Origin of the sequence: Glycomyces algeriensis (assembly GCF_027622855.1) — a bacterium.
Taxonomy (GTDB): domain Bacteria; phylum Actinomycetota; class Actinomycetes; order Mycobacteriales; family Micromonosporaceae; genus Glycomyces; species Glycomyces algeriensis.
Genome location: NZ_JAPZVR010000007.1, coordinates 80434 through 106996, shown reverse-complemented (window position 1 = coordinate 106996; position 26563 = coordinate 80434). Strand labels below are relative to the sequence as shown.

The window sequence follows — 26563 nt, the reverse complement described above, 5'->3', positions numbered from 1 at the left end:
GGGCGCGGCAGGGTCCGTCAACGAAACCGGAAAAATCAGTGCTCGACGTAACTGAGCAGGTCCTGCCGGGTCAGCACGCCGACCGGCTTGCCCTCGGCGAACACCATGAGCGCGTCCCGGTCCTGCAGGGCCGCCACGGCCCGCTCCACCTGCTCGCCCGAGCCGATCGTCGGCAGCGACTCGCCGATGTGCCGCTCGAGCGGGTCGTGCAGCGTCGCCCGCCCCGAGAACAGCGCGTCCATCAGATCCCGCTCGGCCACCGCCCCGGCCACCTCGCCGCTGGTCACCGGCGGCTCCGCCTTGAGCACCGGCATCTGGCTGACCCCGAACTGGCGCATGATGTCGATCGCCTCGCGCACCGTGTCCTGCGGGTGCACATGGACGAGCTCGGGGATCTCCCCGCCCTTGCTCGCCAGCACCTCGCCCACCGTGGTCTCGCCCGAGCCGCCCATGAAGCCGTACTCGGTCATCCACGAGTCGTTGAAGATCTTCGAGAGGTACCCGCGCCCGCCGTCCGGCAGGATCACCACGATCACGTCGTCCGGGCCCGCGTCCCGGGCGACCGCGAGCGCGCCCACCACGGCCATGCCCGCCGAGCCCCCCACGAGGAGGCCCTCCTCGCGGGCCAGGCGCCGGGTCATCGCGAACGACTCCGCGTCGGTGACCTCCACGATCCGGTCGGCCAGCTCCCGGTCGTAGTTGGCGGGCCAGAAGTCCTCGCCCACGCCCTCGACCAGGTACGGCCGCCCGGTGCCGCCCGAGTACACCGAGCCCTCCGGGTCGGCGCCCACAACCTGCACCTTCCCGCCCGAGACCTCCTTGAGGTACTTGCCGATCCCGGTGATCGTGCCGCCCGTGCCGACGCCGGCGACGAGGTGCGTGATCTTCCCTTCCGTCTGCTTCCACAGCTCAGGGCCGGTCTGGTGGTAGTGCGAGGCCGGGTTCGCCGGGTTCGAGTACTGGTCGGGCTTCCATGCCCCCTCGATCTCATTGATCAGCCGGTCGGAGACCTTGTAGTAGGACCGGGGGTCCTCCGGGTCGACCGCGGTCGGGCACACCACGACCTCCGCGCCGTACGCCTTGAGCACGTTCCGCTTGTCCTCGGAGACCTTGTCCGGGCACACGAACACGCACTTGTAGCCGCGCTGCTGCGCCACCATCGCCAGACCGACGCCGGTGTTCCCGCTGGTCGGCTCCACGATCGTGCCGCCGGGCTGCAAGGCGCCGGAGGCCTCGGCCTCGTCGATCATGCGCTGGGCGATGCGGTCCTTGATGGACCCGCCGGGGTTCAGGTACTCGACCTTCGCGAGCACGGTCGCGGCGGCGCCGTCGGTGACGGCGCCCAGCCGCACCAGCGGGGTGTTGCCGATGAGGTCGAGGACCGATTCGTAGTACTGCATCCTCACAGCCTAGGGCTATCGCGTGTGCGAGCGGGACGGTGCGCGGGCCGTGTCGGGCGGCGCGGCCGCACCCGCGTCCCGATGCGTGGATACGATCGGCGGTGGGACCGCCTCCGCCGGGCCGCTCGGCGAGAATCAGGGCGCACACCTCTGACGCAACGTAGGGAGACACAAGGCATGAGCACCGCCGACATCGGCGTGGTCGGGCTGGCCGTCATGGGCTCCAACCTCGCCCGGAACTTCGCCCGCCACGGATTCACCGTCGCCGTCTACAACCGCACGCACGCCAAGACCACTGAGCTGATCGAGGCCCACGGCGATGAAGGCGACTTCGTCCCCTCCGAAGCGCTCGAAGACTTCGTGGCCTCCCTCAAGCGCCCCCGCAAGGCCATGATCATGGTCCAGGCGGGCAACGCGACCGACGCCGTCATCGACCAGCTCGCCGCGCTCATGGAGCCCGGCGACATGATCATCGACGGCGGCAACGCCCACTTCGAGAACACCCGCCGCCGCGAAGCGGCCCTGCGCGAGAAGGGCCTCCACTTCGTCGGCACCGGCGTCTCCGGCGGCGAAGAGGGCGCGCTCCTCGGCCCGGCGATCATGCCGGGCGGCTCCGAGGAGTCCTACGAGTCCCTCGGCCCGATCCTCGAAGCCATCTCCGCCAAGGCCCCCGACGGCACCCCGTGCTGCTCGCGCCTCGGCCCCGACGGCGCCGGGCACTTCGTCAAGATGGTGCACAACGGCATCGAGTACTCCGACATGCAGCTCATCGGCGAGGCCTACGACCTCCTGCGCCGCGGCGTCGGCATCGAGCCGGCCGACCTCGCCAAGACGTTCTCCGAATGGAACGCCGGCGAGCTCGACTCCTACCTCATCGAGGTCACCGCCGAGGTCCTCGGCCACGTCGACGCCGCCACGGGCAAGCCGCTCGTCGACGTCATCGTCGACCAGGCCGGCCAGAAGGGCACCGGACGCTGGACCGTCCAGATCGCCCTCGACCTGGGCGTCCCGGTCACCGGCATCGCCGAGGCCACCTTCGCCCGCGCGCTCTCCAGCGGCACCAAGCAGCGCGAAGGCGCCGTCGACGTCCTCACCGGCCCCACCGCCAAAGTGGACTTCCCGGCCGACTTCGTCGAAGACGTCCGCCAGGCGCTCTACGCCTCCAAGATCGTCGCGTACGCGCAGGGCTTCGACCAGATCGCCGCCGCCAGCGCCGAATACGACTGGGGCATCGACCTCGGCTCGTGCTCGGCCCTGTGGCGCGCGGGCTGCATCATCCGGGCGCGCTTCCTCGACCGGATCACCGAGGCGTGGCGCTCGAACCCGGAGCTGCCGACGCTGCTGGCGGCGCCGGAGTTCACGAAGATCGTGACGGACGCGCAGGACGCGTGGCGGCGGGTCGTCTCGACGGCCGCGCTGGCGGGCATTCCGACGCCGGGCTTCTCGTCGGCGCTGGCGTACTACGACGGGCTGCGTTCGCGCCGCCTGCCGGCGGCGCTGATCCAGGGGCAGCGGGACTTCTTCGGGGCGCACACGTACAAGCGGGTGGACCGTGAGGGCACGTTCCACACGGACTGGTCCGGGGACCGCTCGGAGATCCAGCTGTAGGTTCGTTTGCTGACGGCGCCGCCCCTGCTCGCTTGAGCGGGGGCGGCGCCGTTTCGCGTGCCGCCGTAAGGGCAAGGGCATGGACGACGGTCACTTTTACACTCTTGGGTTTCCTTTTTCGGCGGGCCGGTGTAATCTCGAATTACACCAAGCGGTTTCCTTAAGAAACCACTAAGTATCCTCGAAAGGTCTCGTCATGCCGAGCATCACCGTCGCCGCAGCCCAGGTCGCCTACCGCGTCGTCCCCTCCACCTCGGGTTCCGCGCAACGCCTCGTCCTCGTCCACGGCACCGGCTCGGGCGGCGCCGAGTTCGTCTGGGGCCAGCTCCTCGACCACTTCGCCGCCACCCACACCCTCGTCCTCCCCGAACTCTCCGGGACCCTCGCGACCACCGACGACGGCGCCCCGCTCTCCGTCGAGACCCTGGCCCGCCAGGTCATCGCCGTCATCGAAGCCGAACGCGCCGAAGGCGAGACGGTCGACCTCGTCGGCTTCTCCCTCGGCGGCGCGATCGTCGCGGCCGCGGCCGCGCTGCGCCCCGACCTCATCAACCGGCTGGTCAGCATGGCCTCGTTCGCCCGCTCCGACCACGGCGGATTCCAGCAGGCGGTGCGCCTGTGGCAGTCCCTCGCCGACGACACCGAGCGGTTCGGCCAGATGGCGGCCACCCTCGCGTTCAGCCCCACCTTCCTCGGGAGCATCGACGCCCCGACCCTCGGTTTCATCAACGCCGGGATGGTCCCCGACGAGGGCACCCTGCGCCACATCGACCTCGACCTGCGGCTCGACATCCGCGACCTGCTGCCCCGTATCACCGCCCCGACCCTGGTCGTGGGTAACGCGAAGGACGCGCTCGTCCCGGTCGACCTCACCCGCGAGGTCGCCCAGGGCATCGCCGGCAGCGCCTACGTCGAGCTCGACAGCGGCCACGTGACCTTCGCCGAGCAGCCCGAACGCGCGCTCAAGGAGGTGTCGGCGTTCCTCGCGTGAACCGCCGGTGTCCCAGGTCAATAGAGTGTGTCCCACACCGAGCGCCAGCGAAGGGGACCACATGACCGCGGACACCGGCCGCACCGGTCGACCCGACAAGCGGCGCGCCATCGTGCGCGCCGCCAACTTCGTGTTCGGCAGGGACGGTTTCACCCGGGCCACCGTGGACGCCATCGCCCGCGAGGCCGGGGTCTCCAAGAAGACCATCTACAACCACTTCGCCGACAAAGAGGCCCTGTTCCTGACCGGCGCGCTCGAGGCGTCGCGGGAGCTCTCGGAGGAGATCACGGCCCTCGCCGACCGGCACCTGCACAAGATCGTGGACCTGGAGGCCGAGCTCATCGACTTCGGCGTCGACCGGACCCGGGCGGTGCTCGGCAGGGACGACCACGCCGCGATCGCTCGGACGATCCGCGCCGAGGTCACCCACCTGCCGAAGGAGATCCTCGACGCGTGGATGGAGACCGGGCCGCTGCACTCCCGGCGCGTGGTCGCCGAGCACTTCCGGGCCCTGAAAGCCAAGGGGCTGCTGGTCTTCGACGACGCCGAGAAGGCCTCCGCGCACTACACGCTGCTCACGTTCACGCCCGTGGCAGAGCGGACCTTCTTCGGGGCGCTCCCGTTCGAGGAGCGGGAACTGGTCGAGACGACCACCGAGGGCGTGCGGATGTTCCTGCGGCTCTACGGGGCCTAGTGGCCCCAGCGGGGGCTGTGCGTGCCGCCGAGCTCGACCGGCTCGGCCGGGACGTCGCCGTCGCGCAGGCGCTTGACGAGCGCGACGGTGCGGTCGGGCAGGATCGTCCCGTCGGCCGCCCCGCACTGGTCGATCGGCAGCCACGCGAAGTCGAACTTCTGCTCGTACGCGTCCCCGCCCGTCACGCGCGGCGCGAACCGCTCCGTGCGGTAGAAGAAGTACCAGTTCTTCTGCACCAGCAAGCGCCCCTTCGGGAACGCCGTGAACACCCCGAACGCCACCGGCCCGACCAGCGCCTCGGGGTCGATCACGCACCCGGTCTCCTCGCCCGCCTCCCGGACGGCCGCCGCGCGCAGGTCCTCGCCCGCCTCGACGCCGCCGCCGGGGGTGATCCAGCGCGTGATGCCGTCCAGGCACTGGTCGCCGCCCATGTGCAGGACCGTGTCGTGCTGGTCGAGGAAGATCACGCGGGCGGCGATGCGGAAGACCGCGCCGGTCTCGGACTCGATGCTCACTTCGGGCTCCTTCACGTCGCGCCCAGCCGGCGGCCGATGGTCTCGAGCTCGACGGGTTCGGCGGGCACGTCGCCGCCGATGAGCCGCTTGACGAGGTGCAGGAGCGGCTCGACCTGCTCGAAGCCGTCAGTGGTCAGGAAGTCGTCCACCGGGATCCAGTTGAACTCGAGGTCCTGCTCGTACGCGTCGCCGCCGGTCACCTTCGGCTCGAACCGCTCGACGCGGACCAGGAAGAAGTGGTTCTCCTGCGTGAACGTGCTGCCCGGGCCGGTCTTGCGGTAGTGCTGGCGGGCTACCGGGCCGATCAGGTCCGCCGGGGCCACCCGCAGGCCGGTCTCCTCGTAGAGCTCGCGCGCCGCCGCGTCCCGCATCGACTCGCCCGGGTCGATGCCGCCGCCGGGGAGGATCCAGCGGGCGGGGCGGTCCGGGGTCGCGTATCCGCCGATGAAGAGGACGCAGTCCTGTTCATCCACGATGATCCCCCGGGCTCCCCGCCGGTCGATTCGGATGGGTTCGTTCGTCGCGCTCACCGGTCAAGTATGGGGCCACGCTCCGTAGCCGTCCACCCTCTATCGGGATCCCACGTCCAAGCGCCCCATGGAATCTCCACGGGCGCAACGGGAACCGCACCGGCCAGGAGTCCCTTGAGCAGGACCGCGACCGGCGCCGGGAACACCAGCCCGTCCGCCGCCGCCAGCTCCTCGGCGCCGAGCCACCGCGCCGCCGTGAACTCCGCCGCCTCGATGTCCTCGAGCCCGTCGCGCACCGGCGCGAAATGCGGCACCCGCAGGAAGAAGAACGAGTCCCGCGAGTGGATCACCAGCTCCGGGCTGTCCGACCAGTCGCCCTCGGTCTCGGCCACCACCGGCCCGAGCGCGCCCGGGTCGATCCGCAGCCCGGTCTCCTCGAACACCTCACGCGCCGCACCCTCGGCGAGCGACTCGCCCGCCTCGAGTCCGCCGCCCGGCGTCACGTAGTACTCGACCCCCGGGCCCATGTAGTCGCGGCTGTAGAACAGCAGCACCTGGTCGTCCTCGTCCACGAGCAGCACCCGCGCGCACCGCCGCCGCACCACCTTGCCATCAGGGGCCTCCATGCCCCCGAGTATCCGGACCGCCCGCGCACCGCGTCCAGTCCCGCCCCGGCCCGAACCGCCCGCTGTGACAGGAATCGCGGCGCCAATCGGCGAAAGACCCTCACATAGACGCGGCGGATCTGATCGGCTCGGAGGAACCCGCCGAAACGAGAAAGGACCACCCATGGCAGCAGACGGCAAGCAGGCCAAGGAACCCGAACACGTCACCCGCCTCGTCGCCGAGCGGCTCAACGCCGGCGACATCGACGGCATCGCCGAACTCTACGAGGACGACGCCGTCATCGCCTTCCCGCCCGGCCAGACCACCACCGGCATCGACGCGATCAAAGCGCTCTACGCCGGCATCGCCGAACAGGGCGGGAAGTTCCCCACCGACGAGGAGCAGCTCCCCACCGTCCACTACGGCGGCCTCGCACTGACCTCCACCATCAGCGCCGACGGCAAGGGCACCCGCACCCAGGTGCTGCGCCGCCAGGAAGACGGCACCTGGAAGCGGATCATCGACCGCCCCGAAGTGCGGTAAGCGAACACGGAAAGGCCCGCGGCGGGGTGTCGCCGCGGGCCCGGTTCCCCGGTTCCGCCTCAAGCAGCAGCAGGCGCGACCTCGGCCCCGACCGGCCTGCGGTCCGCGATCAGCTGCTTCGCCAACCGCCCCGAAGCCTCCGCCAGACCCATGATCATCAGCGCGTTGATCGCATGGAACCCGAAGATGATCTGCCCCGGCGTCGTCCCCGCCACGCTCACCAGCGCGATCAGCGACTGCAGCACCACCAGGCCGAACACGCCCGCCGCCAGCCCGACCAGCTTCCCGCCCGACCGCGCCAGCGCCGCGAACAGGATCCCCAGCAGCGCCACCACCGCGATGACCCGGCCGTTCATGATGTGCAGCGAGAACGACTCGTCCGGCGAGCCGGTCCCGATCGCCCCGTACCCGGCCAGGAAGAACTGGATCCCGATCAGCACGTGCAGGAGCACCACCCACACCCGGTAGAACCTAAGCATTGACACTCCTCGTCTCGATCTCGTCCTGGAGGGCGTCGACGCCCGTCATCACCCCGTAGGCCAGCAGGTGCACTACGCAGTGATCCGAGTGCTTCTCACCCCGCCACGCCCCCACATGGGCCTCGTTCACCGCGGCCGGTGTCAGCGCCGCCGCCACCGCCAGCCGCGCCCCCAGGGCGGCGCCGGGCTCCAGCCCGTCACCGCCCACCAGCTCCGGAAGGCTCGTCCCCACCGCATCGCCGCGCACCCCGATCGTCCGCGCCACCGCCTCGGCCGCGTCACCGCCGAGCAGCCCCGGACCCGCAGCGGCGTACGCCCGCAGCGTCCCGTACGCCAGCCCCACCGGCGACCCCGCCGCCCACTCCGGCTCCCGCACCCGCAGGCCCCGCGCCCAACCCGGCCGCTCCTCCAGCAGCGCCAGACTCGTACCCGGCTCCAGGTCCGCCATGACCGCCGCCCGCAGCGTCCGCGACGCCACCGACCGGCCCAGCTTCGTCGCCGTCACCGGATGCGGCGACTCGTTGTGCGCCAGCACCTGCACCAGCCGCGTGATGAACTCGAACACCAGCGCCGTCCCGATGAACCGCGGCGCGGCCGACGCCTTGAACGGCCCCTCCGGGCCCGGCTCCAGCGCCCACGCCGCCAGCGGCGCCCACGCCTTCGGCGGGTTCCCCGCGCGCAGCCCCTCGGCCAGCGCCGACTCGCCCAGCGCGTGCAGCAGCACCGCATGCGCGTCAGTGCAGAACCGGCAGCCGTTGCGCACCGCGATCGCGGTCGCCACGACCTCCTTCGCCAGCCGCTCCTCAGGGCCGCCGACCATCAGCGACTCCCGCAGCAGCGACCACATCGCCGCCAGCAGCTCCGGTGCGGGCGAGAGCATCTGGAACGGCGCGCCGACCGCGCCCAGCTCCCGCTTCGCCTGCGAGTACACCTCGGCGACCAGCCCGTCCGCCTGTCTGGCGTCGACCGGTGCCACATATCTGATCTGGGGCATGGGGGTCCTCCTCGATTCGCTTCGCGCCGAACCGTTCTCACCTCCGGCGCGTCATGCCTCCAGACTCCCCGCCGCACGCCCCCGCCGCGTCGTCCCTGCGCTGGCTTTCCGCCCCGCGACGAGCGCCGCATTCGCGGCCCCCGCGTACACCCTGCGCGGTACGCGGCGCCTGCACTTCGGGCCGATGCCGAGGTGACGGCCCCGACCTAGGATTGGGGCCATGTCCATTCCCCCCGGAAACCGCCTCAACGGGCTGCGGCTCGACCTGGTCGTGGCCGCGGTCCTGCTCTCCGACACGCTCGTCTCGGGCGCGGCCGTCGCCGTCGGGGACGGCCTCGCCTGGTACGGCTGGCCGCTGCTCGCCGCCGGGCCCTTGGTGTTCCCGCTGTGGCGCCGCTACCCGCGCGCGGTCCTGCTCGTCACCGTCGGCGCCCTGGTCGCGGTCGGGCACCTGCACGTCGGCCCGCTCGCGGCGATCCCGGCGCTGGTGGCGATCGCGGTCTCGATGTACCGGGGGCACCGCAGGCTCACCGTGAGCCTGGTCCTGCTCGTCTCGGTCGCCACGATGCTCGGGAACTGGACCGCTGCGGGCTTCCAGTTCACGGGCGCGGTGATGGAGCAGTCGATGCTCGTCATCGGCTGGCTCCACGTCGCCCTCATCTCGGGCGAGTCGCGCCGCCAGCGCGACGCGTACATGGCGGAGGCCGAGCACACCCGGGAGGAGGCGGTCAAGCGCAAGGCCGCCGACGAGCGGGTGCGCATCGCCCGCGAGCTGCACGACTCGCTGACCCACTCGATCTCGGTGATCCGGGTCCAGGCCGGGGTGGCGCTGCACTTGGCGCGCAAGCGCGGCGAGGAGCCGGCGCCGGCGCTCGTCGCGGTCGAGGAGGCCGCGAAGGACGCGACGCGGGAGCTGCGCGAGACCCTCACGATGCTCCGCGACGACGAGGGCCACCGGCTCTCCCGCGTGACGCCCCTCGCCGACCGGTACCGGGGCCTGGGCTTCGCGATCGACGTCGATTGCGAGGTCGACGAGACCGTGGTGCTCGACGAGGAGGTCGACCACGCCGCCTACCGGATCGTGCAGGAGGCCTTGACGAACGCGGTGCGGCACTCGGACGGCGACCGGGTGCGGGTGCGCGTGCGCCGCAACGAGGACGCGCTGGTGGTCGAGGTCGCCGACAACGGCCGGGCGCGCGGCTTCACGCCCGGGCGCGGGCTCACCGGCATGCGCGAACGCGCGGACGCCCTCGGCGGGACCCTCGACGTGGGCCCCGGCGAGTTCGGGTTCACCGTCACCGCTTGCCTGCCGATGCCGAGCACGGAGCCGCTGATCCCGGTCCAGGCCGGCGCCGAGCCGGGGGGCCTGCGGTGATCCGGGTGCTGCTGGCCGACGACCAGCCGCTCATGCGCGGCGGCTTCCGGGCCCTCATCGACGCCGAGGACGACATGACCGTCGTGGCCGAGGCCGCCGACGGCCCGACCGCGGTGCGTCTCGCGGGCGAGTACCGGCCCGATGTGGCCCTGTTCGACGTCGAGATGCCGGGCGGCGACGGCATCAGCGCGGTGAAGGCGATCGCCGCGGACGAGCGGCTCGCCTCGCTGCGGGTCGTCATGCTCACCAACTACTCGTTCGACGCGTACGTGTTCGACGCGCTGCGCGCCGGCGCCGCCGGGTACCTCGTCAAGGACACCGAGCCCGAAGAGCTGCTGCGCTGCGTGCGGGCCGCGGCGGCGGGGGAGACGCTCCTGTCGCCGCAGATCGCGGCGAAGCTCGTCGCGGAGTACGTGGCGCACCCGCCGTCGCGGCTCGCCGGGCAGGTCGAGGGGCTCACCTCGCGCGAGACCGAGATCGTCGCGCTCGTCGCGCGCGGCCTCACGAACGGCGAGATCGCCGAGCGCCTGTTCATCAGCCCGGCCACGGCGAAGACCCACGTGCACCGCGCTATGATGAAACTCGCCGTCCGCGACCGGGCGGGCCTGGTCGTCTTCGCCTACGAGTCGGGCCTGGTGCAGCCCAAGGGAACCGCCTGACCGCTTGCCCGCGGTCGCGAAGTGCCGACTTCCGACCACACGCGCCCAACGCCTAATCCTTTGGGAATTCGGCGGTCTAGGCCGGGTCGGTCACGCGCGGGTCGCTCAAGACTTGTCGCCGTCCGCATCGGCAGTGGTCTCGGCGTCGGCATCGTTCCCGGCCCCGCCTGCGGCGGCGCTCGGTTCGCCCGCCTCGCCGGCGGCCGTTCCCGCGGTGTCCGTCTCCGGCTCGGCCGTCGCGTTGTACTCCGCGCCGAACAGCAACGCCGCGTTGGTGATCCACAGCCACACCAGGAACACGATCACGCCGCCGAGGGCGCCGTACGTCTTGTCGTAACTCCCGAAGTTGGCCGCGTACAGCCCGAACGCGACCGAGGCCGCGATCCACAGCACCACCGCCAGCGCCGCGCCGGGCGCGCGCCGCCGGAAGGTCGCGCGCTTCGCGGGGGCGAGCCAGTACAGCATCGCCACGATCACCATGACCAGCACGATCACCGCTGGCCACTTCACCCAGGTCCACACCGTGACCGCGGCCGAGTCGGCGTTGACTGCCTCGCCGATCGCGCGCGCCACGGAACCGCCTGTCGCGGCGACGAGGCCGGTCACCGCCGCCAGCGCGCCCACCACGACGGTGAGCACGATCCGCACGATGAGGACCGTCCACCACTTGCGGGTCTCGTCGGTTCCGTTGACCGCGTTGAGGGCCCGCGAGAACGCCGCCACGTAGTTCGACGCCGCCCACAGGGCGGCGGCCAGGCCGAACAAGGCGAGGAGTCCCGCGGCGGCGGGGTTCATCTGGAGCCGCGCCACCGCGTCCTCGATGATCTGGAAGCCTTCGCCCGGGGCGAGGGAGGCGACGCCGTCCATGAGTGCGGCGGTCGCGTCCTCGTCGAGCATGCCGATGACCGACGCGCCCACGAGTATCGCGGGGAACAGCGACATCACCGAGTAGTACGTGAGTGCCGCGGCGGTGTCGCCGCGGCTGCCGCCGGCATACTGCTTGGCGGCCTTGACCAATGATCGGGCGCCCATGACTCCACCGTGCCAGGCTTCGCGCGGGGGCGGGCCGGTTCTCGCGAACTCGGCACGCCGCTTCGGGATCCGCCTGCTCAAGTAGTGGTGCGGGTGCGAGTGGCGAGGCCCCAGATGACGAACACGTCCAGTGCGATCACGATCGAAGTCCACAGTGGGTACTGGGGGGCGAGCAGGACCTGGTTGACCGCCGAGACCGCCGCGACGACCATCGCGGGCACCGGATGCGCGCCCCACGACCCGAAACGGCGCCAGACGCCGAGCTGGCCGAGCCCGAACACGATGGCCGCCAAGCCGATCGCGAGGTTCACCCAGCCCCAGCCGGTGTTGTCGCCCCGGTACCAGTAGCCGCCGCCGGTGAAGACGAACACGTCGCCGCCCGCGACCGCGTACCCGATAGCGACCTGCCAGGCGCCCATGAGCAGCAGCAGGACCCCCGCGAGCACAGAGCCGCCCGCGCTGCGGCGAGGCAGCCAGTCCTCTCGAGTCATACGGGTTCCCCTGGGGCGGCGGTCGGCACCGTCGGCGCCGCTTGCGCACACAGCTTAGGCGACGCGGCGACCCGTTCGCGGCTTCCACGCTCACCCCGGGCCGCACGGCGGACCCGCCGCGATCGCGCGGCCGCGCTCCGGCGCCTAGTCGCCGGCCGGCCCTTCCAAGCGGCGCAGCCAGTTGCCGAGCAGCGCGCTGCCGTCCTCGGTGAGGATCGACTCGGGGTGGAACTGGACGCCCTCGACGTCGACGGACCGGTGGCGCAGCCCCATGACCGTGCCGTCGTCGCTGTGAGCGGTCACCGCGAGCGGGTCGCGCACGCTCGACGGCTCGACCGCGAGCGAGTGATACCTGGTGGCGGTGAACGGGTTCGCGAGGCCGGCGAACACGCCTTCGCCGTCGTGGCGGATCGGCGAGGTCTCGCCGTGCCGCAGCTCGGCCGCGCGCGTCACCTCGGCGCCCCAGTGCTCGGCGATCACCTGGTGCCCCAGGCACACGCCGAGGACGGGCACCTCGCCGGCGAACCGGTCGAGCAGGTCGTGGCCGAGCCGGGCCTCGTCGGGGCGGCCTGGGCCGGGCGAGAGGAGCACGCCGGCGGGGCGCAGCTTCACGAGCTCGTCCACATCGGTCCGGTCGGAGCGGCGCACCTCCACCCGGGCGCCCAGCGCCCGCAGGTAGGAGACGATGGTGTGGACGAACGAGTCGCGGAAGTCGACGACCAGCACGCTACCCGTCACGGTCATGCATCACCGCCCCCACCAGTGCGTTCGATCCTTGTACTACTCCCCGTCCGGGGACTCCGCGGTCAGCCAGTCCGAGGGGTCGAACCCGGTCCCCGGGCAGTCCACCCCGGGCGTGCAGGTCTGGTCCTCGGCGGGCGCGCCGGTCTCGCCGTTCTCGACGTTCACGCCGCCGGCCGGGTCGACGTTGCTCCACGGCATGAGCGGGCGCACCGCCGGGAACACCACGAACCACAGGAGCGCGACCGTGCCCACCGTCAAAGCCACCGAGCCGATCAGTTTACCCGGCAGGCCCCCGGGGAGCTTCCTCCAGATCCACGAGTACACGTCAGGCCTCCGGGTCGATCGCCGCATCGGGCAGATCGCCCGCGGGGTCGCGCTCGATGGTGTCCACCAGCTGCGAGTAGACGACGTAGCGCTCGTAGTTGTCCCACCGCGGGTGGCAGGTGAACAGGGTCAGCCAGTAGTCCTCGTCGCCGGGCTCGGAGCCGGGCTCGCCCGGGACCGGCGCGGTGATGTCGATTTCGGTCTCGTTGACGACCTCGTGCGACTGCACCTCGTAGATGTAGAAGTTCTCCTTCGTCTCGATGACGACCTTGTCCCCCGGTTCGAGGGAGCGGATCTCGGAGAAGATCGCGGGCACGTTGTGGCCGGCGAGGGTGAAGTTGCCCTGCTCGCCGGGGAACGCGCCGTCGAGGAAGCGGCCGGGCGCGTACTCGATGTCGGCCGGCTCGGTGCCCTCGACGAGGGTCCAGGACTCGGCGCGGACGTCGGGCGCCCACATGCGCGCGAACGCGTCGCCGAGCTCGGGCACGGGCGCGCCGTCCACGCCCTCTTCGCCTTCGGGTGCGCCCTCCCAGATGTTCTCGAGGTCGCCCGAGAGCGTCTCCTGCTCGTTGTTGATCTCCTGGGAGACGCCGAAGACCTCGTAGCCGGCGTACAGCAGGACGATCGCGCCGAGGGTGATGAGCGTTTCGCCGAGGCCGCGCACGGTCGTCCGCAGGCCGCCGTCGCTGCGGTGGCGCTTCACGGAGCGCTTCTTGCGGGCCTCGCTGTCGGCGCCGGGCGGGGCGGGCGTCTCGTCAGGGGGGATGACGGGGAGGATCGCGGTGCCGTCGGGCTCGGGCACGAGGGGCGCGTGCTGGGCCTTCTTCGCGAGGCCGGGCGGGCGGAGTGCGGTGGTGCGGTCGGGGTCTGCGGCGGTGGGGGCGGGAGGCGGGACGGGAACGCTGGCGCGGCCCGGGCTCGGCGGGGCGCCCGCTGCCGGTCCCGGCGACGGCCGCCGGGTCGGCGGAGGCTCGTTCGCGAAGGGGGACCAGTCCTGATCGCTCACCTGGAACGTCGCCTCCATAGTGCCGGTGTTCTCTTCGTAGGGGATCTCGTAACCATAACGCGCGAGGCAATCCTAGGGTTGTGCCGCGAACCCGAATATCAACCGAACGGGCAGGTCTGCGCGGGGCCTGTGCGAACGGGTGCCGACGGGCGCGCCGTGCGACCGCTGCGGTGCGGTGCAGGCGCTTCGCGCCCCTGACCGGGCTCCCGGCTCCCGGGGTGTGAGCTACGCGATCCCGCGCGGACGGCGCGTCACCGGCGGACGGTACCCTGGACGCCGGACATGTCCCTCAGTTGGAGAGTCGTCGATGCCGAAGTCACGTGTGCGCAAGAAGAAGGTCTACTCGAGCTCCGGCGCGGGTACGAGTTCGACCTCGGGCGAGAGCTACGAGCCGAGCCCGATGTGGGTGCCGATCACCGCTGTCGCCCTCATCGTCATCGGCATCGGCTGGCTGACCCTGTTCTACCTCTCGGGCATGGAGTTCCCGGTCGGCGCCTGGGGCTACTGGAACCTCGCGGTCGGCTTCTCCTGCATGGTGGCCGCCCTGCTCGTCCTCTCGAAGTGGCGCTGACCCGCACCGTTCGCTGAGGCGGACCGTTCGCCTCACGTCCGAACGGCGGAGGCGAGGCCCCCTCGCCTCTTGTTCGAACCCTTCGTCGCCGAACAGGGTCGGACCCCCGGCGTATGGTTACGCCAGGGGTCCCTAAGGACGGATTTATCAGGATATTTCCTGATACGACCCGATTATCTGCTGTAGCGGGACCCGTCGTCCGCGAGTCTGCCTCGCAGCCGACGGCTTCACAGGAGCTCGAACACGGTCGCGTTCGCCATGCCGCCGCCCTCGCACATCACCTGGAGCCCCCGCCGGGAGCCGGTGTCGCGCATGTAGTGCAGCATCGTCGCGGCCAGTCGCGCCCCCGAAGCGCCCAGGGGGTGCCCGAGCGCGATCGCGCCGCCCCGCGGGTTCAACCGTTCCTCGTCCGCGCCCGTCTCCGCCAGCCACGCCAGGGGAATCGCGGCGAACGCCTCGTTCACCTCGAACACGTCGATCTCGTCCAGGTCCAGGCCCGCGCGCTTCAGGATCTTCGCGGTCGCCGGAATCGGCCCGTCCAGCATGAGCACCGGATCCGATCCGACCGCACACGCCGCCGCGATCCGCGCCAGCGGCCGCACTCCGAGCCGCCGCGCATGCTCGTCAGTGGTGATCACCAGCGCCGCGGCCCCGTCCGAGATCTGCGAGGCCGAACCCGCCGTCACCGAGCCGTCGGTCCGGAACACCGGCTTCAACCCGGCGAGCTTCGCGATGCTCGTGTCCCGCCGGATGCCCTCGTCGACCGAGACGTCCCCGATGGGCGCGATCTCGCCCGCGAACAGGCCGCCGTCGCTCGCGGCCGCGGCCTTCTCGTGGCTGGCGAGCGCGAACGCGTCCATCGCCTCCCGCCCGATCCCGTACTTCTCGGCCACCAGTTCGGCGGCCAGGCCCTGGTTGAACAGCACCGGGGCCTCCGAGTCCACATGCGCCGCATAGCGTTCGCGCACCACCGGGCCGTACGGCAGGCCCGCGCCGGAGCCGACGCTCGACCCCATCGGGACGCGGGTCATCGACTCGACCCCGCCCGCCACGACGACGTCGGCGTGCCCGGCGAGGACGGCCGCGGCCGCGAACGCGACCGCCTGCTGGCTCGAACCGCACTGGCGGTCCACGGTGGTTCCCGGGATCCGGTCGGGCCAGCCCGCGGCGAGCACGGCGTTGCGGGCGACGTTCCAGGACTGCTCGCCCACCTGCGAGACGCAGCCGAGCACCACGTCGTCGACCGCGTCCGGCCCGAGGCCGGACCGCTCGAGCGCGGCCTGCAACGCGTGGGCGGCGAGGTCGACGGCGTGCACGTCGGCGAGCGCGCCGCCGCGCCGGCCCAGCGGCGTGCGGGCGGCGGCGAGGATGACGGCCTCAGGCATTGCGGTACACCGGTGCGATGACGGCCCGCGCGATCGCGTTGAACGTGAGGTGGAAGGACCCCACCGCCATGGAGGCGCCCGGGTCGACCTCGACCGGGGCCTTCAGGGCGTGCACGGCGAACAGGTAGCGGTGCTCGGGGTCGCCGGGCGGCGGCGCGGCGCCCGCGTAGCCCACGGTCCCCGAGTCGTTGCGCAGCTGCACGGTCCCCGCGGGCGGCGCGGCGGCGGCGCCGGACGCGAGCTCGGTGACGGACGCGTCGAGGCCGAGGAGCATCCAGTGCCACCAGCCCGAGCCGGTGGGCGCGTCCGGGTCGAAGCAGGTGACGGCGAACCCGGCCGTCTCCGCGGGGAAGCCCGACCAGGCCAGGTGCGGGGAGACGTCGCTCCCGGCGACATGCGCGGCGTCGAGCGTGGTCTTGTCGGCCACGTCGTCAGAGACGACGGTGAAGGACGGGAGCGGAGGCAGGAAATCGTAGGGCCAGGGGGCCCGGGTGCGGTCGAGCGACGTCATCGTTCTCCTCAACTTCTCGGCCCGGCCCGCGGCGCCGGCCCTGCCCGCCCGCGCGGGGCGGAGGAGCCGCTTCGCTGGCGGGGCCATGGTTACAACGGCACGGTTGCAACGGAACCGTCAACTACCTCACGGGGCGGCGGGCCCCGCCATTGCACCGTATCGCGCCCCGGCCGCCCGCACGAGCGCACCGCGCGGCCCGCGCCCGCCGTCCGGCCCCGCGGGACCGGCAGTCCGCATCGTGGACGCCGCCCCGGATCGTGGTGCCGCCGCGTCCGCCGGTGTGCCCGAACCTGACCCGCCGTGCCGCCCGGTGAGCTGCGGCGCGGTGGCTCATATGCCGCTCGACGTCCACCCTGCGGGCCGCTTACGCTGGTGTCATGCCGAACACCGACGTCATCTCTTTCTCCCGGGGCGCCCCGTCGCTCGACATCGTCGACACCGAAGGCCTCAAGGCCGCCGCCGTGGCCGCGCTCGAAGCCGATCCGGCCGGGGTCACCGGCTACGGCACGTCCGTGGGCTACGGCCCGCTGCGCGAGTGGATCGCCGCCAAGCACGGCGTCACCCCCGCGAACGTGCTGGTCACGAACGGTTCGATGCAGGCCGACGCGTTCCTGTTCGACGAGCTCGTCAAGCCCGACTCGCCGGTGATCGTCGAGCGCCCCACCTACGACCGCACCCTTCTCGGCCTGCGCAACCGCCGCGGCGAGCTGCACCCGGTGCGCCTCCAGGCCGACGGCCTCGACGTCGACGAGCTCGAGGGCCTCCTCAAGGGCGGCGTGCGCCCGACCCTCGCGCACATCATCCCCAACTTCCAGAACCCGGCGGGCGTGACGCTCTCGGGCGAGAAGCGCACGCGGCTGCTCCAGCTCGCGAACGAGTACGAGTTCACGATCTTCGAGGACGACCCGTACTACGACATCCGCTTCCGCGGCGAGCAGTACCCGACGATGCTCGAGCAGGACGCCACGGGCCGTGTCGTGTACGCGTGCTCGTTCTCCAAGACCGTCTGCCCGGGCCTGCGCACCGGCTACCTGGTCGGTCCGGCCGACATCATCGCCAAGATCGCCGGCGCCGCCACCAACACCTACATCGCGCCGAACATGTTCGCGCAGGCCACGATCTACCAGTTCGCGGCCTCCGGGGCGCTGGACCGCTCGATCGCGACGGTCAAGGCCGCGCTCGAGGAGCGCGTCGACCAGCTCTCCGCGTCGCTGCGCGCGCACCTGCCGGGCGCCGAGTTCATCGTCCCCGACGGCGGCTACTTCCTGTGGGTGGACCTCGGCGAGGGCGTCGACTGCGCGAAGGTCGCGGCCGCTGCCGCGGACGAGGGCGTCCAGGTCGTCAAGGGCACCGACTTCGTGCTCGAGGGCGGCCAGAGCTGCCTGCGCCTGGCGTACTCGGCCGTGAAGGCCGACCGGATCGACGAAGGCGTGCGCCGCCTCGCGCGGGCCGTCGAGGTCTCGAAGGGCCTGTAGGCGCACGCTCCGTGAGCGATCACGGACGTAACGTCGACAATGGATGGCGGTTATGCGCCATGGCGTATAACCGCCACCGCGCCGCCCTTCCCAGAACGGATGCGGGGAGCGAAGATCGGTGCGTGACCGCGGTTCGCCGCGGTGCGGTCGTTATCCCGCCCCCATTGACGCCGGATCGGTGGACTCACCCACTCCCCCCGAGGTGAGACACCGGTCCGGCGTTTTTTCGCCGGACGCGAGTCCGCCCACGCGACTCCGCTCCAATACGACCCGCCCCGAATGACTCCACCCCTATACGACTCCGGGAGTCCGCGTCGCCGCGAACCCCCGGACTCTCTCTGCCCCCCTTGGGCACCGCCGTCAGCGTGTGACGCTGTCGACGAGCTCCTCAGTGAGCGCCCGGTCGTCGAGCTCGGAGTCGTCAAGGAGTTCGTCCGCGAGGAGCGCCTCCCCGATCGACTCGGTCCGCTGCCGGTACCACAGGTAAGCGGCGGCCCCCCCGAGCGCGAGACCCGCGCCGATCGCCCCCACGACCCACGGCCACTTCCGGGCCGGCGGCTTCCTGAGGCCCACCTTCGTCAGGACGACGTTGACCCTTGGCGCAGCGGCCTCCTTCGTTCCCCTGGCCGCTGCGAAACCCGCCTCTTTCAGCGAGTTCACGCCCTGCGTGAAATGGTCCACGGCCTCCTTGGTCGGAGTCGTGGCATGTCGGCTAAAGCCCATGGTGAATGCCTCCTCTAAGTGCCTGTAACCCTCATCGTGCCCCGGCGTGTGACACCCGTCGAGGGAAACGGGGGAGAAAGTTGGACGAACCTCGGCGGTCTGGCACCATAGACGCCATGACGAAGGCGACGCTCAAGACCAACGCAGGCGACATCACGATCGAGCTGCTCGACAACCACGCGCCCAAGACCGTGGCGAACTTCGTGGGTCTGGCCGAAGGCACCAAGGAGTACAAGGACCCGGAGACCGGCCAGCCGGGCTCGGGCCCGTACTACGACGGTGTCATCTTCCACCGGATCATCGACGGCTTCATGATCCAGGGCGGCGACCCGACCGGCACCGGCCGCGGCGGCCCCGGCTACCAGTTCGCGGACGAGTTCCACCCCGACCTGCACTTCGGCGAGCCCTACCTGCTCGCCATGGCGAACGCCGGGCCCGGCACCAACGGCTCGCAGTTCTTCATCACGCTGGGCCCGACCCCGCACCTGAACTTCCGCCACACCATCTTCGGCAAGGTCGTCGACGAGGACTCCAAGTCGGTCGTGGACCGCATCGGCAAGGTCGCGACCGGCGCCATGGACCGCCCGGTCAACGACGTCGTCATCGAGTCCGTCGTCATCGAGAAGTAACGACCCTCGATGAGCGACGAGCAGTCGGCCCCCACCTGCTATCGCCACCGGAACCGCCAGACGTACCTGCGGTGCGTCCGCTGCGACAAACCGATCTGCGCCGACTGCCGCATCGACGCTCCCGTCGGGTTCCAATGCCCTGACTGCGTGGCCGCCGGCCGCCGGACGATGCGCCAGACGCGCAACTCGTTCGGCGGCGGCGCCCGAGCGGGCACCACCGGGACCGTGACCAAGGTGCTCATCGGCGCCAACGTAGTCGCATTCATCCTTACTGTGCTCTCGGCCGGCGTTGGAGCCATCGTGTCTCCGGGCGCAACCGAGATGCATCTGGCGTTCGCTGAAATCGGCCTCGGGTTCAGCCAATTCGGTGCGCCCGTCCCCGAAATACCGGTCTCGCTCTTCGGCGTCGACTTCATTTCGCCGACGGTCTCCGCCGGCGGCTACTACCGCATGGTCACCGCCATGTTCCTGCACTTCGGCATCATCCACCTGCTGTTCAACATGGTGGTGCTGTGGATGCTCGGCCGAGTCCTCGAACGCGATCTCGGCCCAGCGCGGTACCTCACGGCCTATATGCTGTCCGGCCTGGCCGGATCAGTCGCGGTCTACCTGTTCTCGTTTGGCACGACCACCGCCGGCGCCTCAGGCGCCGTGTACGGCCTGTTCGGACTGATGATCATGGTCAACCGCAAACTTCGACGTGACAATCAGGGCATTTACGTTCTGCTGGGACTCAATCTCGTCATGACGGTCATGTTCCAGTTCAGCTTCGCGGGGCACGTGGGCGGTCTAATCGGCGGCTTGATCTGCGGCGCGATCCTGACGTTCACGCCGCGCAAGCAACGCGCCCTGCACTGGGTCGGCTTCGCGCTGTTCCTGGTGGTGCTGGCCGCGATCACGTTCTTCCAGACCGGCGTGCTCGACAACCAGTACGACATCGTCTGACCCGGACCGCCGCCCACGGCGGTCCGAGGCGAGTTCCCACCTTCGAGATCGAAACGCCGCCCGCGGCGTTATCGCCGCCCGAGCGCTCTGCGCTCGGGCTTTCTCGCTCGCTGATCCCGAACGGAGTCGGCCCTCGTATTAGCCTCCGGGGGCCCCTCCCCCCCGCCCCCACCTCCCTCGCCCACCCACCCTGTCGTAGTCGTGTGCACGGTGTTGAGGGCCGTCGCTTCGGAGCGACTGGCCGACGGTCGTCGTTGACCGTCCTCGCGGCGCCGGTTCCGGCTGCCGCGCCGGCTGGCGCGTTCGGGTCGGTGCCTGTCGGTGCGTGCCGCCGCTATTTGAGGTCGGCGGCCCAGGTTCGGGCCTGGGCGAGGTCGTCCGGTGTGTCGCAGTCGAACCAAGGGGGCGGACTCGCGTCCTCCCAGGTGACGGTCTCGATTTCGATGTCCGAGAACAAGAGCCTCGCCGGGGCTCCCGGTTCGACCTCGGCCGCGTTGCGGCGGACGAGGTCGGTGGGCCACAGGCCGCACAGCCACTGCCTTCGCCCCGCGTTGTCGCAGAAGATCGCTCCGCGCTTGCGGTCGTCACCGTCCGGGCCGGGCCCGCTCGCGTGCTGGTGGAGCAGACGCAGTGCCTCGGTGGTGAGGAAAGGCAGGTCGCCGCCGAGGATCGCCACCCGGTCGCAGTCGTCCGGCACTTCCGCCAGACCGGCCTGCACCGACCGGGCCGGGCCGGAACCCGGCGGATCCTCCAAGACCTGGAGCACCCCCTCCGGGAGGGGCTCGGCGTCGGCGGGCCGCGCGCCCACGACCACCCGGGCCACTGCGCCCTCGGTGGCCGCGAGCATGCGGTCCAGGATCGTCGAACCGCCGACGACCAGCTCGCTCTTGGCGCACCCGGCGAATCGCCGGGCCTTGCCGCCGATGAGGATGATCGCGGCGAAGCCGCCCAGGTGCTCAACCATGTCCCCAGAGTAGCGATCACTCCGCGGTAGCGGGGTGCTGCTGTGCGGTCACCTGCGTTGGGTTTCTTGCGGACTCTGTTGGTCATGGATTGTTGTTCCCCCTCTTTGGGTTCAATGGGACCGGTGGGTTAGAAGTGCGTGGGTGCGTGGGTGCGTGGGTGCGTGGGTGCGTGGGTGCGTGGGTGCGTGGGTGCGTGGGTGCGTGGGTTCGCGGTTCGCGGTTCGCGGGTGGACTGTCGGCCGGTTGGCGGTTGGCGGTTCGGGGTGCCACCGCCGAACCGCCTTGCGACTCGTGCGGACCGCCGATGAGCCGCGTCTTCGCCGTCCTCGCCGACGTGAGCCATGCTCGACGTCGTGCGGCACTTCCCGCAACGGCGCAGAACGCGTCCGCGAGTGGACGAAGCTCGCGCCCCTCGCTGAGACCGGCGGCGCCTGCTTGCCGCCGCCGCTCCGGCCCGCCGACTTCGCCCTCTAGGGGCTTCGTGTTCAAGGTGCGTCCGCCGGGCAGGTCGGCCCGTCATTGACCTCTGCTTCCTCCCGGTCGCCGCAGCCGATCCTCGACAGCGCCCCCGGCGGGATGCCCGCCTGCAGGGCGGCCATGAGCATCTGCGCGAGCCGGTAGTGCGGGCTCGCCCGCAAAGCGAGTTCGAAGGCCTCCAAGGCGAGCACCCCGTTGCCGAAGCGGTAGGCGGCGAAGCCCGCCACCGTGGCGGCCGGGGCCACCAGGTCGTCCTCCAGATGGCGGGTCACCCAGAGCCACAGATCGACCCGGTTGCCCTCGAACCGCCCCGAGTTGATGCGCCGCAGCGCGTAATCGCGGATGTCCAGGTCGCCCAAGGCCAGGCCCACCGCGGCGATCGCCTCCGGTTCGGGGAGGAGCTTCGCGTCCATCCAGTGGTCGATCGCCTGGAGGTCGAGGTCCCGCTGCGCGACCCAGTCGAGTTCGGCGTCCGCCATGAGCGCCGCCAGGACCGCCCGCGCCACCGCCGCGCGCCGGCCCGCCGGGGCCGGGGCGAGTTGGGCGGCGATCGCGCTCCGGTCGGGCGCCGCGTAACCGCCCGCGACCGCCACCTCGCAGGAGGCCGCCGAGGTCTCCGGGAGCGGCAGGCCTCCGGTCGGACAGCAGGCGTTCCCGCAGATGAGACTGAACCAGCGGCCCCCGTCGACCCGCAGCTGGTCGATCGGTTTCATACCGGCGGCGACGAGCCGGGTCGCCGCGCGTTCGGCCACCGCTTGGGCGAGCTCGGCCTCGCCGTAGACGATGACCACTGAGCCGTTGCATTCATTGAGGCTCAACTGGGCGGTGAGGTCTTGCAGGTGCTCCAGATGGTCGGCCGAGCCCGGGAGGTCAACCCGGAAGGTGCACTGGAGTTCGCCGTCGATGAGCCCCACGATCACGAGGCTGTGGTCGGGATGGAATCCCAGGAGTAGCGGGACTGTCGTCAGTAGATCGGTGGGGCCGTTGAGGCTGATTCTCGCTTGTGTCTGATGCATGTATCAACTGTCCGTTAGCTGCCAAGAACTGGCAAGGATTCTTTTTTCTCCTGTGGATAACCGAAACGACCCTGTGGATTGTTTGGCCGTTTTTGCGTCGCGTGGTAACGGCGTGTCGCGGCGCTTCCGGAAGGGGTCGCGAAGGGCTGAGAGGGAGGGCATTCCGGGTGCGGAGTCCGCGCGGTCGCCCAATGCCGAGCGATAGGGTGGAAGGTCTGAACCGGGCCGCCCGCGCCGGTGCCCAAGGCAGCCGCGCAGGGGCCCGCAGCGGGCGAAACCACAGGTCAAAGCGGGAGCGAAGCGTGTCGAACCAGTACGTCCACCTGCATGTGCACACCGAGTACTCGATGCTCGACGGGGCTGCGAAACTCAAACCCCTGTTCGCAGAGGCGGAGCGGCTGGGCCAGCCCGCGATCGCGATGACCGACCACGGCAACATGTACGGCGGCTACGCCTTCTATCAGCAGGCGAAGAAGACCGGCGTGAAGCCGATCATCGGCATCGAGGCCTACATTGCGCCGCAGGACCGCTTCCACAAGAAGCCCGTGTTCTGGGGCGAGCCGTCCCAGCGCGGCGACGACCTCTCCGGTGGCGGCTCCTACACGCACATGACGATGGTCGCCAAGAACTCCACCGGCCTGCGGAACCTGTTCCGCATGTCGAGCCTCGCCTCCTTCGAGGGCTACTACTACAAGCCCCGCATGGACCGCGAGCTCATCGCCCAGAACTCCGAGGGCATCATCGCGACCACTGGCTGCCCCTCCGGCGAGGTGCAGACCCGTTTCCGCCTCGGCCAGACCAAGGAGGCCTACCAAGCCGCCTCCGACTACCGGGACATCTTCGGGGCCGAGAACTTCTTCCTCGAGATCATGGACCACAACAACCAGATCGACGTGCGCGTCAAGGACGAGCTGTACGAGCTGGGCCGCAAGATGAACATCAAGCCGCTGGTCACGAACGACTCCCACTTCGTGACCGAGGAACAGAAGTCCACGCACGCGGCCCTGCTGTGCGTCCAGTCGGGCACCACTCTGGACGACCCGAAGCGGTTCAAATTCGACGGCGAGGGCTACTTCCTGCGCTCGGCCGAGCAGATGTACGGCATCAAGACCGACGACCTGTGGCAGGAGGGCTGCGCGAACACGCTCCTCGTCGCCGAGATGGTCGAGTCCTACGACGAGATCTTCGCCGTCCAGGACCGGATGCCCGTCATCGACGTCCCCGAGGGCCACGACCAGGGATCCTGGCTGCGCCAGCTCGTCATGGAAGGCCTCACGGGCCGCTTCCCCGGCCAGGAGGTCCCCGCCGACTACCTCGCGCGCGCCGACCTCGAGCTGAACGTCATCATCAACGCCGGCTACCCCTCGTACTTCCTCGTCGTCGCCGACCTCATCAGCCACGCCCGCTCCATCGGCATCTACGTCGGCCCCGGCCGCGGTTCCGCCGCCGGCTCGCTCGTCGCGTACGCCATGAAGATCACCAACATCGACCCGATCGAGCACGGCCTCCTGTTCGAGCGGTTCCTGAACCCCGAGCGCGTCTCGATGCCCGACATCGACATCGACTTCGACGACCGCCGCCGCGGCGAGATGATCACCTACGCGACCGACAAGTACGGCAAGGAGTTCGTCGCCCAGGTCATCACCTTCGGCACGATCAAGACCAAGGCCGCGATCAAGGACGCCGCCCGCGTCCACCACGGCCAGCCGGGCTTCTCCATCGCCGAGCGCATCACCAAGGCCCTCCCGCCGCCCGTCGCGGCCCAGGACATCCCGCTCTCGGGCATCGTCGACTCCAGCCACCCGCGGTACAAGGAGGCCGGCGAGGTCCGGGCCCTCATCGAGAACGACAACGACGTCCGCCAGATCTTCGACACCGCGCTCGGCCTCGAGGGCCTGATCCGCAACGCCGGCGTCCACGCCTGCGCGGTCATCCTCTCCTCGCAGCCGCTCATCGACTGCATCCCCATGTGGGCCAGGCCGGACGGCTCGATCATCACCGGCTGGGACTACCCGTCCTGCGAGGACATCGGCCTCCTGAAGATGGACTTCCTGGGCCTGCGCAACCTCACCGTCATCGGCGACGCCATCGAGGCGATCAAGCTCAACCGGGGCGTCGAGATCGACCTCGACACGCTCGCCACGGACGACCCGAAGGCCTACGAGCTGCTGGCCCGCGGCGACAGCCTCGGCGTGTTCCAGCTCGACGGCGGGGCCATGCGCGAGCTCCTCAAGCGCATGCAGCCCACCGAGTTCAACGACATCATCGCCGTCAACGCCCTGTACCGGCCCGGCCCGATGGCAGCGAACTCGCACAACAACTACGCCGACCGCAAGAACAAGCGCCAGGAAGTCGTCCCGCTCCACCCCGAACTCGGGGAGGCCCTCGAGGAGATCCTCTCCGAGACGTACGGCCTGATCGTCTACCAGGAGCAGATCATGCGCATCGCCCAGAAGCTGGCGGGCTTCACGATGGGCCAGGCGGACATGCTGCGCAAGGCCATGGGCAAGAAGAAGATCGACGTCCTGGAGAAGATGTACGCCGACTACGAGGCCGGCATGCTCGGCAACGGCTACTCGAAGGACTCGATCAAGACCCTGTGGGACATCATGCTGCCCTTCGCCGGGTACGCGTTCAACAAGTCGCACGCCGCCGGCTACGCCCTCGTCGGGTACTGGACCGCCTACCTGAAGGCCAACTACCCGGCCGAGTACATGTCCGCGCTGCTCACCTCCGTGGGCGACTCCAAGGACAAGGCCGCGATCTACCTCTCCGAATGCCGCCGCATGGGCATCACCGTCATGCCGCCTGATGTCAACGAGTCCCGGCACATGTTCCACCCGGTCGGCAAGGACATCCGCTACGGCATGGGCGCGGTCCGCAACGTCGGCGCGAACGTCGTCGCCGGCATCATCGAGGCCCGCGAGGAGAAGGGCGCCTACGCCGACTTCAAGGACTTCCTGCAGAAGGTCCCCGCGCCGGTCTGCAACAAGCGCACCGTCGAGTCGCTCATCAAGGCCGGCGCGTTCGATTCGCTCGGGCACGCCCGCCGCGGCCTCGCCGAGGTGCACGAGAAGGCGATCGACGCGATGGTCTCCATCAAGAAGGAGGAGGCCCGCGGCCAGTTCGACCTGTTCGGCGGCATGATGGAGGACACGACCGAGACCCTCGGCGTCGACCTCACCATCTCGGACGACGAGTGGGACCGCCGCGACAAGCTCGCCTTCGAGCGCGAGATGCTCGGCCTGTACGTCTCCGACCACCCGCTCAACGGGTTCGAGCGGCTGCTCTCGTCCAATGCGGACCGACCGGTCGCGGCGCTCCACGGCGAGGAGATCGCCGACGGCGCGAACGTGCGCGTCGCGGGCATCCTCCAGAACGTCGCCAAGCGCGTCACCAAGCAGGGCAAGCTGTGGGCCTCGGCCACCCTGGAGGACCTGGCCGGCTCCATCGAGGTCCGGTTCTTCCCCAACACGTACGAGCTCGTCTCGGATTCACTCGCGGACGACCTCGTGTGCTGCGTCAAGGGCAAGCTCGACCGCCGCGACGGCACCGCCCAGCTCATCGCCCAGGACCTCGCCGTCCTCGACACGTCGCGGGGGCCGGAGTCGAATTCGGCGCCGGTCACGCTCGCGCTGCGGGCTGCCGCGGTGAACCCCGACCTCATCGAAAAGCTCTCCGACACGTTCAAGACCCACCGCGGCGAAGCCCAAGTGCGCGTCCAGCTCGCGAACGGGCCGAAGACGACGCTGCTCGCCCTCGGCGACCAGTGGCGCGTGCGGCCCTCGGTCGAGCTCTCGGCCGACCTCAAGGCGATCCTCGGCGTCGGCGCCCTCGTCGGGTAATTGCCGGGGTCCTCTGCGTTCCTGCTGACACGCAGGGGAGTACTAGACTGTCTACTACGTCCGTGCAGGGCGTGGAACGGAAGGAAACGC

The 26563-nt window shown here is 70.5% G+C and carries 27 protein-coding genes; 11 read left to right on the top strand and 16 right to left on the bottom strand.

Going from position 1 to position 26563, the window contains the following annotated elements; translation table 11 throughout:
• Positions 1 to 35: 35 nt before the first annotated feature.
• Complete coding sequence (locus O2L52_RS14945) at positions 36 to 1400, bottom strand: cystathionine beta-synthase (protein WP_270116444.1); 1365 nt, start codon at positions 1398 to 1400, stop codon at positions 36 to 38.
• A gap of 177 nt (positions 1401 to 1577) precedes the next feature.
• Between O2L52_RS14945 and gndA the strand changes: the two genes are divergently transcribed.
• The 3 genes from gndA (at position 1578) to O2L52_RS14930 (ending at position 4693) form a co-directional block, all read left to right on the top strand.
• The gene (gene gndA / locus O2L52_RS14940; protein ID WP_270116443.1) at positions 1578 to 3008 is read left to right on the top strand and encodes an NADP-dependent phosphogluconate dehydrogenase; all 1431 of its coding nucleotides are present in this window, start codon (positions 1578 to 1580) and stop codon (positions 3006 to 3008) included.
• A 196-nt stretch (positions 3009 to 3204) separates the two neighbouring features.
• A complete protein-coding gene (locus O2L52_RS14935; protein ID WP_270116442.1) occupies positions 3205 to 3999 on the top strand; it encodes an alpha/beta fold hydrolase in 795 nt (264 codons plus the stop codon).
• A 61-nt stretch (positions 4000 to 4060) separates the two neighbouring features.
• On the top strand, positions 4061 to 4693 hold the full coding sequence (locus tag O2L52_RS14930) for a TetR/AcrR family transcriptional regulator (protein WP_270116440.1): 633 nt from the start codon (positions 4061 to 4063) through the stop codon (positions 4691 to 4693).
• Here O2L52_RS14930 and O2L52_RS14925 read toward each other — a convergent pair.
• From O2L52_RS14925 to O2L52_RS14915, 3 genes are read right to left on the bottom strand one after another with little or no spacing between them, the layout of a single operon-like run.
• The gene (locus O2L52_RS14925; RefSeq protein ID WP_270116439.1) at positions 4690 to 5208 is read right to left on the bottom strand and encodes an NUDIX domain-containing protein; all 519 of its coding nucleotides are present in this window, start codon (positions 5206 to 5208) and stop codon (positions 4690 to 4692) included. The genes O2L52_RS14930 and O2L52_RS14925 overlap by 4 nt on opposite strands.
• An 11-nt stretch (positions 5209 to 5219) precedes the next feature.
• Positions 5220 to 5738 (bottom strand): NUDIX hydrolase, encoded by a 519-nt coding sequence (locus tag O2L52_RS14920; RefSeq protein WP_270116438.1) that lies wholly within the window; start codon positions 5736 to 5738, stop codon positions 5220 to 5222.
• Positions 5735 to 6304: an NUDIX hydrolase gene (locus O2L52_RS14915; protein WP_270116437.1), complete on the bottom strand. Its 570-nt coding sequence runs from the start codon at positions 6302 to 6304 to the stop codon at positions 5735 to 5737. The genes O2L52_RS14920 and O2L52_RS14915 overlap by 4 nt, the downstream gene beginning before the upstream one ends.
• A 163-nt stretch (positions 6305 to 6467) precedes the next feature.
• On the opposite strand from O2L52_RS14915, the gene O2L52_RS14910 reads away from it, so the two are divergent.
• A complete protein-coding gene (locus tag O2L52_RS14910) occupies positions 6468 to 6827 on the top strand; it encodes a YybH family protein (RefSeq protein ID WP_270116436.1) in 360 nt (119 codons plus the stop codon).
• A 59-nt stretch (positions 6828 to 6886) separates the two neighbouring features.
• Here the strand turns inward: O2L52_RS14910 and O2L52_RS14905 are convergent, their stop codons facing one another.
• Positions 6887 to 7306, bottom strand: a complete 420-nt coding sequence (locus O2L52_RS14905) for a DUF6220 domain-containing protein (protein WP_270116435.1) — start codon at positions 7304 to 7306, stop codon at positions 6887 to 6889.
• Positions 7299 to 8300, bottom strand: coding sequence for a carboxymuconolactone decarboxylase family protein (locus O2L52_RS14900; RefSeq protein ID WP_270116434.1), 1002 nt, complete (start codon positions 8298 to 8300; stop codon positions 7299 to 7301). The genes O2L52_RS14905 and O2L52_RS14900 overlap by 8 nt, the downstream gene beginning before the upstream one ends.
• A gap of 220 nt (positions 8301 to 8520) precedes the next feature.
• Between O2L52_RS14900 and O2L52_RS14895 the strand changes: the two genes are divergently transcribed.
• Both O2L52_RS14895 and O2L52_RS14890 read left to right on the top strand, forming a co-directional pair.
• On the top strand, positions 8521 to 9675 hold the full coding sequence (locus O2L52_RS14895) for a sensor histidine kinase (RefSeq protein ID WP_270116433.1): 1155 nt from the start codon (positions 8521 to 8523) through the stop codon (positions 9673 to 9675).
• Entirely contained in the window at positions 9672 to 10334 is a 663-nt protein-coding gene (locus tag O2L52_RS14890) for a response regulator (RefSeq protein WP_270116432.1), read from the top strand. Before O2L52_RS14895 ends, O2L52_RS14890 begins: the two co-directional genes overlap by 4 nt.
• A gap of 105 nt (positions 10335 to 10439) precedes the next feature.
• On the opposite strand, the gene O2L52_RS14885 is transcribed toward O2L52_RS14890, so the two are convergent.
• The 5 genes from O2L52_RS14885 to O2L52_RS14865 form a co-directional block, all read right to left on the bottom strand.
• Positions 10440 to 11366, bottom strand: coding sequence for a YihY/virulence factor BrkB family protein (locus tag O2L52_RS14885; RefSeq protein ID WP_270116431.1), 927 nt, complete (start codon positions 11364 to 11366; stop codon positions 10440 to 10442).
• A 77-nt stretch (positions 11367 to 11443) separates the two neighbouring features.
• Positions 11444 to 11857 (bottom strand): DUF7144 family membrane protein, encoded by a 414-nt coding sequence (locus O2L52_RS14880; protein WP_270116430.1) that lies wholly within the window; start codon positions 11855 to 11857, stop codon positions 11444 to 11446.
• A 144-nt stretch (positions 11858 to 12001) separates the two neighbouring features.
• Complete coding sequence (locus O2L52_RS14875; RefSeq protein WP_270116429.1) at positions 12002 to 12601, bottom strand: anthranilate synthase component II; 600 nt, start codon at positions 12599 to 12601, stop codon at positions 12002 to 12004.
• A gap of 36 nt (positions 12602 to 12637) precedes the next feature.
• The gene (locus tag O2L52_RS14870) at positions 12638 to 12865 is read right to left on the bottom strand and encodes a hypothetical protein (RefSeq protein WP_270116427.1); all 228 of its coding nucleotides are present in this window, start codon (positions 12863 to 12865) and stop codon (positions 12638 to 12640) included.
• A 61-nt stretch (positions 12866 to 12926) separates the two neighbouring features.
• Complete coding sequence (locus tag O2L52_RS14865; RefSeq protein ID WP_270116425.1) at positions 12927 to 13949, bottom strand: class E sortase; 1023 nt, start codon at positions 13947 to 13949, stop codon at positions 12927 to 12929.
• Between the two features lie 289 nt (positions 13950 to 14238).
• Between O2L52_RS14865 and O2L52_RS14860 the strand changes: the two genes are divergently transcribed.
• A complete protein-coding gene (locus tag O2L52_RS14860) occupies positions 14239 to 14502 on the top strand; it encodes a cell division protein CrgA (RefSeq protein ID WP_270116424.1) in 264 nt (87 codons plus the stop codon).
• A gap of 227 nt (positions 14503 to 14729) precedes the next feature.
• On the opposite strand, the gene O2L52_RS14855 is transcribed toward O2L52_RS14860, so the two are convergent.
• Together O2L52_RS14855 and O2L52_RS14850 are read right to left on the bottom strand one after the other, a co-directional pair.
• Positions 14730 to 15887, bottom strand: a complete 1158-nt coding sequence (locus O2L52_RS14855) for a thiolase family protein (protein ID WP_270116423.1) — start codon at positions 15885 to 15887, stop codon at positions 14730 to 14732.
• Complete coding sequence (locus O2L52_RS14850) at positions 15880 to 16398, bottom strand: YbhB/YbcL family Raf kinase inhibitor-like protein (RefSeq protein WP_270116422.1); 519 nt, start codon at positions 16396 to 16398, stop codon at positions 15880 to 15882. Before O2L52_RS14850 ends, O2L52_RS14855 begins: the two co-directional genes overlap by 8 nt.
• 353 nt (positions 16399 to 16751) lie before the next feature.
• Between O2L52_RS14850 and O2L52_RS14845 the strand changes: the two genes are divergently transcribed.
• Entirely contained in the window at positions 16752 to 17873 is a 1122-nt protein-coding gene (locus O2L52_RS14845; protein WP_270116667.1) for an aminotransferase-like domain-containing protein, read from the top strand.
• 360 nt (positions 17874 to 18233) lie between these two features.
• Here O2L52_RS14845 and O2L52_RS14840 read toward each other — a convergent pair whose 3' ends face one another.
• The gene (locus O2L52_RS14840) at positions 18234 to 18554 is read right to left on the bottom strand and encodes a hypothetical protein (protein ID WP_270116421.1); all 321 of its coding nucleotides are present in this window, start codon (positions 18552 to 18554) and stop codon (positions 18234 to 18236) included.
• A gap of 158 nt (positions 18555 to 18712) precedes the next feature.
• Between O2L52_RS14840 and O2L52_RS14835 the strand changes: the two genes are divergently transcribed.
• Together O2L52_RS14835 and O2L52_RS14830 are read left to right on the top strand one after the other, a co-directional pair.
• Positions 18713 to 19225: a peptidylprolyl isomerase gene (locus tag O2L52_RS14835; RefSeq protein ID WP_270116419.1), complete on the top strand. Its 513-nt coding sequence runs from the start codon at positions 18713 to 18715 to the stop codon at positions 19223 to 19225.
• Positions 19226 to 19234: 9 nt separating this feature from the next.
• Positions 19235 to 20170, top strand: coding sequence for a rhomboid family intramembrane serine protease (locus tag O2L52_RS14830; RefSeq protein ID WP_270116418.1), 936 nt, complete (start codon positions 19235 to 19237; stop codon positions 20168 to 20170).
• Between the two features lie 334 nt (positions 20171 to 20504).
• On the opposite strand, the gene mobA is transcribed toward O2L52_RS14830, so the two are convergent.
• The gene (gene mobA / locus O2L52_RS14825) at positions 20505 to 21134 is read right to left on the bottom strand and encodes a molybdenum cofactor guanylyltransferase (RefSeq protein ID WP_270116417.1); all 630 of its coding nucleotides are present in this window, start codon (positions 21132 to 21134) and stop codon (positions 20505 to 20507) included.
• A 486-nt stretch (positions 21135 to 21620) separates the two neighbouring features.
• Positions 21621 to 22628 carry a DUF4192 domain-containing protein gene (locus O2L52_RS14820; RefSeq protein WP_270116416.1) on the bottom strand — a complete coding sequence of 336 codons (1008 nt, stop codon included), beginning with the start codon at positions 22626 to 22628 and terminating at the stop codon, positions 21621 to 21623.
• A gap of 302 nt (positions 22629 to 22930) precedes the next feature.
• Between O2L52_RS14820 and dnaE the strand changes: the two genes are divergently transcribed.
• Positions 22931 to 26473 carry a DNA polymerase III subunit alpha gene (dnaE, locus tag O2L52_RS14815; RefSeq protein WP_270116415.1) on the top strand — a complete coding sequence of 1181 codons (3543 nt, stop codon included), beginning with the start codon at positions 22931 to 22933 and terminating at the stop codon, positions 26471 to 26473.
• Positions 26474 to 26563: the final 90 nt, after the last annotated feature.

Bases quoted from the DNA above. Each gene is read 5' to 3' on its own strand.
- O2L52_RS14945 (WP_270116444.1), bottom strand. From the start codon at position 1,400: ATGCAGTACTACGAATCGGTCCTCGACCTCATCGGCAACACCCCGCTG.
- gndA (WP_270116443.1), top strand. From the start codon at position 1,578: ATGAGCACCGCCGACATCGGCGTGGTCGGGCTGGCCGTCATGGGCTCC.
- O2L52_RS14935 (WP_270116442.1), top strand. From the start codon at position 3,205: ATGCCGAGCATCACCGTCGCCGCAGCCCAGGTCGCCTACCGCGTCGTC.
- O2L52_RS14930 (WP_270116440.1), top strand. From the start codon at position 4,061: ATGACCGCGGACACCGGCCGCACCGGTCGACCCGACAAGCGGCGCGCC.
- O2L52_RS14915 (WP_270116437.1), bottom strand. From the start codon at position 6,304: ATGGAGGCCCCTGATGGCAAGGTGGTGCGGCGGCGGTGCGCGCGGGTG.
- O2L52_RS14910 (WP_270116436.1), top strand. From the start codon at position 6,468: ATGGCAGCAGACGGCAAGCAGGCCAAGGAACCCGAACACGTCACCCGC.
- O2L52_RS14905 (WP_270116435.1), bottom strand. From the start codon at position 7,306: ATGCTTAGGTTCTACCGGGTGTGGGTGGTGCTCCTGCACGTGCTGATC.
- O2L52_RS14900 (WP_270116434.1), bottom strand. From the start codon at position 8,300: ATGCCCCAGATCAGATATGTGGCACCGGTCGACGCCAGACAGGCGGAC.
- O2L52_RS14895 (WP_270116433.1), top strand. From the start codon at position 8,521: ATGTCCATTCCCCCCGGAAACCGCCTCAACGGGCTGCGGCTCGACCTG.
- O2L52_RS14885 (WP_270116431.1), bottom strand. From the start codon at position 11,366: ATGGGCGCCCGATCATTGGTCAAGGCCGCCAAGCAGTATGCCGGCGGC.
- O2L52_RS14880 (WP_270116430.1), bottom strand. From the start codon at position 11,857: ATGACTCGAGAGGACTGGCTGCCTCGCCGCAGCGCGGGCGGCTCTGTG.
- O2L52_RS14875 (WP_270116429.1), bottom strand. From the start codon at position 12,601: ATGACCGTGACGGGTAGCGTGCTGGTCGTCGACTTCCGCGACTCGTTC.
- O2L52_RS14865 (WP_270116425.1), bottom strand. From the start codon at position 13,949: ATGGAGGCGACGTTCCAGGTGAGCGATCAGGACTGGTCCCCCTTCGCG.
- O2L52_RS14860 (WP_270116424.1), top strand. From the start codon at position 14,239: ATGCCGAAGTCACGTGTGCGCAAGAAGAAGGTCTACTCGAGCTCCGGC.
- O2L52_RS14855 (WP_270116423.1), bottom strand. From the start codon at position 15,887: ATGCCTGAGGCCGTCATCCTCGCCGCCGCCCGCACGCCGCTGGGCCGG.
- O2L52_RS14850 (WP_270116422.1), bottom strand. From the start codon at position 16,398: ATGACGTCGCTCGACCGCACCCGGGCCCCCTGGCCCTACGATTTCCTG.
- O2L52_RS14835 (WP_270116419.1), top strand. From the start codon at position 18,713: ATGACGAAGGCGACGCTCAAGACCAACGCAGGCGACATCACGATCGAG.
- O2L52_RS14830 (WP_270116418.1), top strand. From the start codon at position 19,235: ATGAGCGACGAGCAGTCGGCCCCCACCTGCTATCGCCACCGGAACCGC.
- mobA (WP_270116417.1), bottom strand. From the start codon at position 21,134: ATGGTTGAGCACCTGGGCGGCTTCGCCGCGATCATCCTCATCGGCGGC.
- O2L52_RS14820 (WP_270116416.1), bottom strand. From the start codon at position 22,628: ATGCATCAGACACAAGCGAGAATCAGCCTCAACGGCCCCACCGATCTA.